Annotated in this window: 9 protein-coding genes; 6 read left to right on the top strand and 3 right to left on the bottom strand. The window is 47.9% G+C overall.

The window, feature by feature from the left end; genetic code table 11:
- Positions 1-31: 31 nt before the first annotated feature.
- The 3 genes from AXFE_RS09605 (at position 32) to AXFE_RS20440 (ending at position 1,498) form a co-directional block, all read left to right on the top strand.
- On the top strand, positions 32-697 hold the full coding sequence (locus tag AXFE_RS09605) for an ExeA family protein (protein WP_455423337.1): 666 nt from the start codon (positions 32-34) through the stop codon (positions 695-697).
- Between the two features lie 237 nt (positions 698-934).
- Positions 935-1,156 carry a hypothetical protein gene (locus tag AXFE_RS20445; RefSeq protein ID WP_200891251.1) on the top strand — a complete coding sequence of 74 codons (222 nt, stop codon included), beginning with the start codon at positions 935-937 and terminating at the stop codon, positions 1,154-1,156.
- Positions 1,157-1,168: 12 nt separating this feature from the next.
- A complete protein-coding gene (locus tag AXFE_RS20440) occupies positions 1,169-1,498 on the top strand; it encodes a hypothetical protein (protein WP_200891250.1) in 330 nt (109 codons plus the stop codon).
- 510 nt (positions 1,499-2,008) lie between these two features.
- Here AXFE_RS20440 and AXFE_RS09595 read toward each other — a convergent pair.
- From AXFE_RS09595 to AXFE_RS09585, 3 genes are all read right to left on the bottom strand, one after another.
- Positions 2,009-2,293 carry a hypothetical protein gene (locus AXFE_RS09595; protein ID WP_052605650.1) on the bottom strand — a complete coding sequence of 95 codons (285 nt, stop codon included), beginning with the start codon at positions 2,291-2,293 and terminating at the stop codon, positions 2,009-2,011.
- Positions 2,294-2,365: 72 nt separating this feature from the next.
- On the bottom strand, positions 2,366-3,898 hold the full coding sequence (locus tag AXFE_RS09590; RefSeq protein WP_082058640.1) for a sensor histidine kinase: 1,533 nt from the start codon (positions 3,896-3,898) through the stop codon (positions 2,366-2,368).
- Complete coding sequence (locus AXFE_RS09585; RefSeq protein ID WP_235347735.1) at positions 3,834-4,502, bottom strand: response regulator transcription factor; 669 nt, start codon at positions 4,500-4,502, stop codon at positions 3,834-3,836. Before AXFE_RS09585 ends, AXFE_RS09590 begins: the two co-directional genes overlap by 65 nt.
- A gap of 223 nt (positions 4,503-4,725) precedes the next feature.
- Between AXFE_RS09585 and istA the strand changes: the two genes are divergently transcribed.
- From istA to AXFE_RS21470, 3 genes are read left to right on the top strand one after another with little or no spacing between them, the layout of a single operon-like run.
- On the top strand, positions 4,726-6,243 hold the full coding sequence (gene istA / locus AXFE_RS09580) for an IS21 family transposase (protein WP_052605647.1): 1,518 nt from the start codon (positions 4,726-4,728) through the stop codon (positions 6,241-6,243).
- Positions 6,240-6,881 carry an ATP-binding protein gene (locus tag AXFE_RS09575; RefSeq protein ID WP_052605646.1) on the top strand — a complete coding sequence of 214 codons (642 nt, stop codon included), beginning with the start codon at positions 6,240-6,242 and terminating at the stop codon, positions 6,879-6,881. The genes istA and AXFE_RS09575 overlap by 4 nt, the downstream gene beginning before the upstream one ends.
- A gap of 22 nt (positions 6,882-6,903) precedes the next feature.
- Entirely contained in the window at positions 6,904-6,999 is a 96-nt protein-coding gene (locus AXFE_RS21470; RefSeq protein WP_407071681.1) for an ATPase, read from the top strand.
- Positions 7,000-7,028: the final 29 nt, after the last annotated feature.

Raw genomic sequence — 7,028 nt, 5'->3', positions numbered from 1 at the left:
TGGNTTTTTAGTTGATGAATCAGCTATTGGAGTGATAACCGGAGAAGTTGGATCTGGCAAAACAGTAGCAGTGAGAAAAGCAGTGTCACTGTTAGAGCCATCGAGACACAGTATTATCTATCTGGCTAATCCGGCACTTGGAACTAAAGGGATATATTCAGGGATCGTCTCTCATTTAGGCGAGAGTCCCTGTTTTTACAAAACACCGCTTATCTCCCAGACAATCTCGCTGCTTGCATCTGAATCGGAAAAGGGACGAAAGGTGGTAGTGGTATGTGACGAGGCTCATCTCTTGGAAGGTTCCCAGTTAGAAGAGCTGAGATTTCTTACCAATAGCGATATGGATTCATCCAGCTCTTTTGCTCTGGTTTTAGTTGGTCAGCCAAATCTAAAGGCACGGCTGCGACTTGGAACCTTTAGCGCACTTGAACAGAGAATATCGCTTCGCTATAGCGTTCCACCAATGAAATCGGAGGAAACCAAAAGCTATACGCTACATCACCTGAAGCTGGCAGGTCGAACGGATGCTCTATTTTCAGATGAAGCGTTGGGACTGATTCATCAGGTTTCCAGAGGTCTGCCGAGAGCGGTCAACAACCTTGCCCGTCAAGCACTGATAGCTACATTTGCAAATAAAAGCGCAATCGTAGATGAGAAATCGGCACGCCAGGCAATATCAGAAGTTGATTCAGAGTGAGAATGAGAAAGTTAGCGACAACCAGAGGACCGCCGTGACCACCATCAGTGTCACTGGCGACATAGCGATCACACAACATGATCAGTTACTATGTCGTCTGCATGATCAGCTTGGCTGGCGGGCAACAGACGCCTCGCGCCGAGTTTTAGCAGATCGTGAGCAGTTCCTTCACTCAAGTGAGACAGCGATGCAGTGGGAGAAGTTGAACGAAGTGCCAGCGTGCGAACAAGGTGGGTTGTGCCGTCTTATGAATCTGCCATTGCCATTGCCATTCGGCGAGTGAGCAACGTTTACCAGAGGCCTCGACCACTTTCGGCGACCGATCGCGTCGCGGATTTCAATTGCACTTCAACTGAGCAAACTCTTTGGCTTCGTCACTACTGCAAACAGGCAGCAGCATCAAGCACAGCTCGAGTTTTTGTCGTAACTCAGGAGTTCGCCCAGGCTGTAGTTGCTTAATATACCTGGTGTATGGCCCAATTAGATCTTGCAGCGACGCCTAAGCGCATAATAATAGGTGCAGGACATTATCCGCAACCAGTGGCCCTACTGGCGCGACTCGGTGTTGACTATCGACATGAAGGAAAGGGACTTGGTGCCGCCCTATTGGTTGATGTCGTGACTCGCCTTTTAGTGCTCAGCGAGGAAATCGGTTGTCGCGGACTATTGATTCACGCCGAGACCGAAGTGGCCCGCGAATTCTATCTTCATCTCATTCCTGAACTAGAGAGGAGCCCAACCGGCGATCTGCACCTCGTCCTTCTCTTGAAGGACGCTCGTAGAACCTTGCTTGGTAGTTGACTCTGAGATACCGCAGTTGGGTCGACCCGTTGCGGCGTCAATCCATTTGCCTTGGGCGAACCGAATCGAAAAGTGCTTATCCTTGCAGTCCTCCCTTATCCTGGGAGGGTTATAACTGATGGGGTCGAGCCAGTCCGCCATTAGGCGACCTTCCGGTAAGTCCATTATGCGGTGCCTGAAGTACCTTTCGTCCATAGCGTCGTTTTATGGCGTAATTCGTACTCTCAAGTGGTCGAAGATAAAAAAATCACGGCTTCTCTGCGTGAATAGGAAAAACGGTGCCATGCACGCTTGAGTTAGTGTCGCATGCGGAGCGGGCGACTTTGAAACTGTACCTAGGAACATACAAGGCGCTTTGTGTCAACGCCATTTGAAGTTGAACTTTGCGATTTTCGACCCACCATGGATAACTAATACAGAGAGACCCGCAATAAACATTCGCCGGGGGTCTCTCTGTGTTAGGAAAATTGAGGATCTACAAAAGTTCAGTGAACCTAAAGGTCTGGCGACCTACGAAGATGCACCTACAGTGGTAGCGTCTACGCCCGTCGTCGACTGGCTACCCGACTGGACATCCACATTGGCGCCGCTATTTAGGTTTGAACCTCCCGTTGTATCCATACCGGTGTCAGCAGTAGCGTTAGGACTTTCCGTATTCAACGGTGTTACGGCGTGCACACTCGTAGATGATGGAACAGAAGTGACGGGATGCAGCGTCGAAGCATAGGCGACACCACCGGAAAGGGCAGGTAAAACCGTTAATGTTCCGATTGCAATTTTGTGTCTAAGTTTCATAATGTTTCTCCTTGTTAGCCATTGGGTATAGTTCAAATGTAAAGGGACATTATGTGAAGATGATGTAATGGGTCAGTTGCCTTTTATGAAATCTGGCATGGGAAATCTTATGGTCACCTGGGCTCCTCCAGAAGGTCCGTTCGAAGCCGTTACCCTTCCGTTCATGGCCTCTACTAGGGATTTGACAATAGCTAGGCCGAGACCAGATCCACCAGATGCCCGATCACGATGTTCGTTAGCCCTACTGAAGCGTTCGAAGGCTAGTGGGATGAAATCTATCGGGAAACCAGACCCCTGGTCTTCTACTACTAGAACAACCGAATCGGACTGATACTCGCAAGTTATATGAATGGCGGCCCCGAAGGGGGAATGCCGTAATGAGTTGCCAAGCAGATTGGCCATAATCTGTCGCAGAGCTGATTCATCTACCTCGCAAATTACCGACTTATCGCAATCTAATACGAAGGAGACGCATTGCTCTTTTGCGAGATTCGCAAAATCGTCAGTCGATCGGGCCAGAATCGGACTTATCTCTTTCGTTTCAAGTGTGGCTATTGCAGCCCCTTCGTCCGTTCGAGCTAGCAGTAGCAGATGTTCAGAAAGCCTGATGATTCTTTCAGTATCTTCGAGTGCCTCAGCTAAAGCGTGGCGCAGCTCCGTCTCAGTTCTATTGGATTTCTGGGCTAACTCGAGTTCGCCTTTTAGAATCGCTAGAGGGGTCCTTAATTCATGACCGGCTACGGTAATGAATCCCCTTTGAACGCTTATCGACTCCTCAAGCCGTCTCAAGAGATCACTGAGGGTCCTTGCCAAATTGGCAACTTCATCTTTGGTTTTTGGAATTTCTAATGAACCCCACTGACCTAGGGTAAATATTTCCTCGACCTGTTGTCGCATCTTTGACACTGGAGCAAGGGCTGCACCAGACAATGCCCAAGCGACTAAACCTGCGACGAGTACAAGAAGGATACCGAAAAGTCCCAGCTCGACTTCTATACCTTCGATGCGTGAATCAATGTTTCTTAGGGAGGCGCCGATAACAGCAACCTCCCCGCCACTACCAGGAATTGATACGGCTAAAAAAAGAGTCGGATTTTTGTAAAGGTATTTTGTTGTAATCACTTCATGAATTGCGGCACTTCGACTCTGCGAAGCACCAATGAGTAGCGTCGATGCCGGAACGCCGTATGACTCCAAAACGATTCCGTCTTTGGTTAGGATTTGAGCTGCCGTTATCGTACTGTTGGGTGCAGCCACAGAAAACGGTAGGCCCGGAAGCTGGACTGTAGAAGAATTAGTGTCGCTACTGTTCAAGTTTGGGGGAACTTCTTGAGAGAAAGATGTTCCGGTTTGTCCAGATTGTTGGCTTCCGGAAACATTTTGACCAAGTATGTAACCCTTGGCCCGGAGCTCTGTAATCAAAGACGACTTAAGCCCGTAAGAAACCTGGTGCAGAAAAAGAACTGAACCGACTATGAGAATCACGGCTGTAACGAATGAAAATAAAATAGCCAAACGAAGTTTTATTGGCACCGTATCCCTATCCGCTATAGTCTTTGAGTCGATAACCGACTCCCCGTATAGTTTCAATATCGTCTCGATCAAAGGGGCGGTCCACCTTCCGCCTCAGATAAGCCACATATTGGTCGACAACGTTTGAAAACCAATCATCTTCCAGACCCCATATCTGATCGATGATCTGTTCTCTGCTGAGTACTCTTCCGGGATTTCTCATGAACAGCTCCAAAAGTGCAAATTCTTTTGGAGAAACGTGCTTCGTAAGTTCCTTGTCAGCTCTCCACACTCTATGGCGTGCAGGATCTAGTTTTAAGTCTCCAACGACCAGTACCGTGGGCCTTTCCGGCTGACCCCTACGAATTAGAGCCCGAATTCTTGCCGATAGTTCGATAAGGCTAAAGGGTTTGACCAGATAGTCATCTGCCCCTGAGTCCAAACCTTCCACTCTGTCTGAAACATCGGTTCTTGCGGTAACGATTAATATCGGTATCCAGCACCCATTCGCTCTCAGTTCTCGACAAACTTCAAAACCGTCCATTCCAGGCATCATGATGTCGAGCACGATTGCGGCGTAAGGCTCTGTCTTTGCAATAGCGAGAGCCCCCTTGCCCTCACCTATCACGTCTACGGTATATCCGTCCTCGGTAAGGCTCCGCTGAAGTAGGGCCGCCATCTTGATTTCATCTTCCACCACCAATACTCGCATGAAAAGTCAACGTATGTGATGAAGATGTGAAAGTCGTGTGAGTCAATAAGTTTTAAGGTATACCCCTAATGAGTGTTATGCAGTATTGGAAACAACGGACCAAACTGGCCCCAGTTAGCTTGACCAAGTGGCCCCACTCTTAGACATATTAATTCCTATCATTGAGTTTATGAAAAACGACTCAAAAGACAGAAAAAGGATGCTAAGAGTGGAACTCTACGAGAATATCAGAGTTGCGGTAAATAAAGAAGGCTTTTCGATTAGAGGGGCTGCAAATAAGTTCAAGGTTCACCGAAGAGTGGTTCGACGGGCTCTGATGAACGCAATGCCGCCCGAGAGAAGCCCAAGTTCGGTTATGCGACCAAAGCTAGGTCAATACGAACTGATAGTTCGTAAATGGCTCGAAGACGATTGTAATGTAGCTCCCAAGCAGCGACACACGGGAACTCGTGTCTGGCGACGCCTCGTTGATGAATGTCAAGCTGATGTTTCAGTCTCAGCAGTAAGGGTGATGGTAAAGGCACTACGGGCCGAGATAGACCTGCCAGTTCCTACAGCGATGATTCCCCAAATTCACCTACCGGGGAAAAGGCCAGATGTTGACTTTGGTGATGTACTTGTCTATGTCAATGGAGAAAAGATCAAGGCGAAGATGTTCGCTATGAGGTTATCTCACTCCGGTAAAGCATTTCATATGGTCTATAGCGGTGAGTCTCAAGAGTGCTTTTTTGATGGGCACGAAAAAGCCTTTGAATTCTTTGGTGGCGTTCCCGAAGTAATCAGATATGACAATTTAACAAGTGCTGTTCAAAAGGTACTATCTGGCAGAGAGAGGATGGAGAACGAACGATTCGTGGCATTTAGGTCTCACTATGGTTTCACCTCGTCCTTTTGTACTCCTGGAATCGATGGAGCTCATGAAAAAGGTGGAATCGAGGGAGAGGTAAAGAGGGCAAGAAGAAGGTACTTCGTACCGCTTCCCCATGGCCAAACACTTGGCGAGATCAACGACAAGCTCCATCTACGAGTAGACAACGACGATAAGACCCGCCATATCAGCTACCGTCGTACCACAGCGCATACAGACTTTACTGAAGAGAAGAAACACCTGATGCAGCTTGTTAGCGAACCTTTCGGTTCCGCCAAGATACTTTTTCCAAAAGTCGATGCTAAATCGCGCATCTCAGTCCGCAGCTGTCATTACTCAGTACCGGTGAGCCTTATTGGTAAATCTGTCGAAGTGGCACTATCTGCTAGCGATCTAGTAGTAGTTCATAAGGGCAAGGTGGTTGCACGTCATGATCGCCTTATCCACAGGGGAGACTCCTCCTTGATACTCGATCACTACCTAGAGGCATTTACCCGTAAACCAGGTGCATTTGCCTCAGCGGTGCCATTAGATCAAGCGAAGAAGAACGGCACCTTTTGGGCTGAACACGCTAGCTTTCTAGCTGCTGCAACCCAAAAGTATGGGGAGCGTGACGGTGTATTTGAGATGATATCGGTCTTACTCATTGGTAGAAGACTTCCAAAAGTAGCAATAGTAGCTGGTATCAATTGCGCTCTTGAGATGAATAGTCCGAAGGCTTCCTATGTTGAGATCAAAGCTCGAGAATATCTAGAGCCAAAAGAAACTGTTCCTCTTTCTAAATGTCCAGAGGTTACCAGCGAGTTGGTAGACCTTGGTCAATATGAGCAACTCCTAATGGGCCAGGTGGCCTCATGAGCCAAGAGTCCGAACTTCTAGATATAGCTAATTACGCGAAAGCTCTACGCCTGCCTGCAATTGGTGCCAACTTCGCCGATATCTTGGCCCAAGCCAAAAGAGATGGTTGGAGTCATCTGCGATTTATCACCGAGCTTTTATCTCTAGAGCTGACCGAACGCGAGGCCCGACGATGCCAACGTCTTTTAATAGAGGCAAAGATACCTCGTACTAAATTACTAGGTGAGTTCAACTTGGCAGATTCCTCTATAACTACAGAGACTCTAGAGTTTCTCGTAAGAGGAGACTTCTGTGACGTTGCTACCTCGGTTGTTCTAGTTGGTGGACCAGGGACTGGTAAGACCCATCTCTTGATTGGAACACTTGTCTCCCTGACAGCAAAAGGAAAGAAAGTGCGCTACACCAACGCTGCCACTTTAGTAAATGAACTCCATGAAGCACAAGATGACCATAGATTGTCCAAGGTCATTGAAAGGTATCAGCGCCTTGATGTCCTTGGGATTGATGAGCTTGGGTACCTCCAACTCGATAGACGCGGTGCCGAACTACTCTTTCAGGTAATCATAGAGAGAGAAGAGCAATCCTCGTTGATGGTTGCTACCAATCCTCCGTTCTCTCAAATGGAATGGTATTTTTAGCGATCCAAGACTCGCAGGAGCAGTGGTTGATCGAATCACCTTCAACTCCAAGATCATCGAAACTGGATCTTCGTCTTTTCGTCTTCGCTCAGCAATAGCGACAAAGCAGAAGAAGTAGCACTCAATAGTTCCAAATAAACCTTGAGA

This window comes from Acidithrix ferrooxidans (genome assembly GCF_000949295.1).
GTDB lineage: Bacteria > Actinomycetota > Acidimicrobiia > Acidimicrobiales > Acidimicrobiaceae > Acidithrix > Acidithrix ferrooxidans.
The sequence above is the reverse complement of the archived record's forward strand: the minus strand, read 5'-3'. Positions and strand labels throughout refer to the sequence as shown.